This window comes from Streptomyces laculatispora, from assembly GCF_017353455.1.
Taxonomy (GTDB): Bacteria; Actinomycetota; Actinomycetes; order Streptomycetales; family Streptomycetaceae; genus Streptomyces; species Streptomyces laculatispora.
In genome coordinates this window covers 1-3066 of the sequence record NZ_JAFMPZ010000456.1, presented here as the reverse complement: position 1 = coordinate 3066, position 3066 = coordinate 1, and the positions used below count along the sequence as shown (strand labels likewise).

Annotated in this window: 2 protein-coding genes and 1 pseudogene; 1 reads left to right on the top strand and 2 read right to left on the bottom strand. The window is 71.5% G+C overall.

All coding sequences use genetic code 11. From position 1 onward, the window contains the following. Together J1C73_RS22325 and J1C73_RS22320 are read right to left on the bottom strand one after the other, a co-directional pair. Positions 1–556 (bottom strand): annotated as a pseudogene (locus tag J1C73_RS22325) (acyltransferase family protein); the annotation flags it as partial. Positions 557–655: 99 nt separating this feature from the next. Next, entirely contained in the window at positions 656–2161 is a 1506-nt protein-coding gene (locus J1C73_RS22320; protein ID WP_207317984.1) for a glycosyltransferase family 2 protein, read from the bottom strand. A 367-nt stretch (positions 2162–2528) separates the two neighbouring features. On the opposite strand from J1C73_RS22320, the gene J1C73_RS22315 reads away from it, so the two are divergent. Continuing rightward, positions 2529–3066 (top strand): phosphatase (locus J1C73_RS22315; RefSeq protein ID WP_207317983.1); only part of this gene is annotated, 538 nt, incomplete at its 3' end.

Below are 3066 nucleotides of genomic sequence, written 5' to 3'. Positions count from 1 at the left end.
GTACGCACCACACGAGCGCCGCCGCCCCCGCCCACCCGCACAGCAGGCGCAGCGAGCGCGGCCCGCGCAGCAGGTGCCACGGCAGGAGCGCCAGCAGCGCGCCGACGCCGAACTGCCAGACCCGCGAGGGCGTTCCGAGGTACGCCAGCGAGACGGAGTCGCCCGTCCAGTGCAGCGAGAGGGCGAAGGTGCCGAGCGTCAGCACAGCGGTGACGGCTGCCGCCATGGGCCGCAGAGCACGCCCCCGGCGTGCCGCGCGTGCGGTGAGGACCGCGAGCACGGCGAGCAGCGGGGCCCAGCACAGATAGAACTGTTCCTCCACCGCCAGCGACCAGAAGTGCAGCAGCGGGCTCTCGTCCTGCCCGGCCGCCAGATAGTCGGTCTGCTGCTGGACGAAACGCCAGTTGGCCACGGACAGGGCCGCCGCCACGACGTCGTTCTCCAGGTCAGTGCGGCGCAGCGGCACGGTCAGCCAGGCCCCGGCCACCGCGACCGCGACCAGCACCACGGCGGCCGAGGGCAGCAGCCGGCGGGCCCGGCGGGCGAAGAACTCACCCANNGCCGGGGCCGGAGCCGCCGGACGGCGATCCGGGTGTGGCACTGCTCCCGGACCGCGGAGCGGAAGGGGCGAGGGTGGGCATCGTACGAGGGCCTTTCAGCTCAGCCAGGGCAGCATCGGATTGACCCAGCCGGACGCGAGCAGGGCGGTGAGCAGGAGAGTGACCGTCACGGCCAGCGTTTCGGGCCAGCGTCTGGGCAGCACGGAGCGTCTGCTCCGCCGGACCCGGGCGATCCGCCGCGCGGCGGCAGCGGGACGCAGCTCGCTCAACAGGTCCCTGATCAGGGGCACGTTGATCTGGAGCTGCACCAACAGATAGAGGACAAGACCCCAGTTGGGCTCCCAGCCGTTGCGGGCGACGGCCAGTGCGAGGCCGCCCGCGGCCGCCCCGGTGGAGCAGCAGAGCCAGCCGAGCGAGACGAGCACCACCCGCCGCGCCATCGTGCCCGGCTTCCCGCCGCCTGCCCCGGTGGGCACCCACGCCGCGCTGCGGCCGCGCAGGGTGTGCAGGAAGGCGGCCCCCGCGGCCACGCTCGTCAGGACGTTGGCCCGGATCACCTCGATCCGCCAGCGGGTCCGGCTGATCCGCGGCAGCAGCACGTGCCACAGCCACAGCGGCGCGAGCAGCGGCAGCACGTGCCAGGGCCGGATGCGGTCCGGGTACCAGAACATCATCACCAGCGGCGGCAGCGGGGCCGCGAAGGTGTTCACCACCGTCGTCAGGTAGCCGACGATGCCCTCGTGGAAGCAGAGCCGCATCCGCCAGGGAGCGCCCATCCGCTTGAGGACCGGGCTCCCGATGAGGTGCAGGTTGCCCATCGCCCAGCGGTACTGCTGGTTGACGAACGAGGCGAGGTTGTCCGGCGAGGTGCCCTTGGCCACCAGCACCGGCACGTACAGGGTCCGGAACCCCTGCTCGTACAGGGCCAGTCCGGTGTACAGGTCCTCGCTGTGGTCGAGCCGGGCGAAGCCGCCGGCCAGATCGATGGCGCTGCGCCGGTAGACCGCGTTGCTGCCGCAGCAGATGGCCGCGTCGCTCGCGTCCCGGGAGGGCTGGATCCACCGGAAGAACCACTCCTGGGCCGATCCGGCGGCGCGCTGGATCCAGTCCATCGCCTCGTCGGTGTCGAAGCACTGCGGGCTCTGTACGATGCCGACGCCCGGGTCGGCCAGGTACGGCACGAGATGGCGCAGGAAGTCGGGCCGGGGCGCGAAGTCGGCGTCCAGGATGGCGATGTACTCCGCGCTGCTCAGGGTGAACGCGTGATTGAGGTTGCCCGCCTTCTTCAGATGCCCCCGGTCGGGACGTACGACGTAGCGGTAGCCGAACTCGGCTGCCAGGGCGGCCACTTCGTGCGAGCGCCTGGTGAGCCGGCGCTGGCGCAGGCTGTTGACCGACGAGAGCGCGAGGGCGACGACGTTCAGGGAGAGCACCGCGAGAAAGGCCCACAGGGCCGGGGTCCGCAGGGCGAAGGTGAACATGGCCGCCGCCGTGAGCACGAAGGCGAACGAGGAGCTGATCAGTACCCAGCGGCGCTGTGGCCCGAAGTACCAGTAGAGCTCTTGGTCGGACGGAGGTTGAGGTAAGTGATGGACGGTCATAAAGCCCCCCCACGGCTGTGCATGTCCCGGTATCGGGGGACCCACCCTAGCGCCAAAGGTATAGACCATTCGCCGATGATCGGAGAGTGAGACGTCGGCCGGGCGTGCGGGGAGTGGTCCGGAATTCCTCCGGGAGTGGTCTGGACCTATTTCATGATCCCGTCCGGATGGAGCGGGAAGTTCCAGGTCACACGCGGGTTAACAGTCACCCAACATCCCGAGGAGGCCGTCCCGCGGCTCCGGACCCGCGCCACCGGCGGCATCCGGCCGCCGCTGCGGCGACCTCAGCCCCGCGTTCCCGGGCCCGGAATCGCCGACCGCTTCATACGAACGGCACACAGCGCACACCTGACGGCACAATGGGTTCATGCCGATACCCAGCCGCGCCGCCCTCGTCGAACAACTCGTCCGTACGCGTATAGCCGGAGACGTCGCGACCCCCCGCGACAACAACCTCTCCCACTACCGCAAGCTCGCCAACGGCGACCGCCACTTCTGGCTGGGCCTGGAGCTCGGCGACCGCTGGCGCGACGAGCAGGACGTGCTGGCCGTGATGGCCGAGCGGTGCGGGGTCAGCGACGACCCGGAGCACCGGTTCGGCCAGGACACCATCGACCCCGAGCTGACCGTCGCCGCCCTGGACCGCGCGGCGGCCCGGCTGCGCAAGGCGGCCGACGGCTCGGAGCGGGTGCTGTTCGCCACCGGGCACCCGGGCGGGCTGCTGGACGTCCACCGGCAGACGGCGGCCGCGCTGCGGACGGCCGGCTGCGAGATCGTCCGGATCCCGGCCGGGCTGATGGCGGACGAGGGCATGGTCTTCCAGTTCGCGGACGTCGCCGTGCAGGAGCGCGGGGCGACCCTCTGGCACACGCACTCCCCGGCCCCGATGGCGGCGATCCTGGACG

Bases quoted from the DNA above. Each gene is read 5' to 3' on its own strand.
- J1C73_RS22320 (WP_207317984.1), bottom strand. From the start codon at position 2,161: ATGACCGTCCATCACTTACCTCAACCTCCGTCCGACCAAGAGCTCTAC.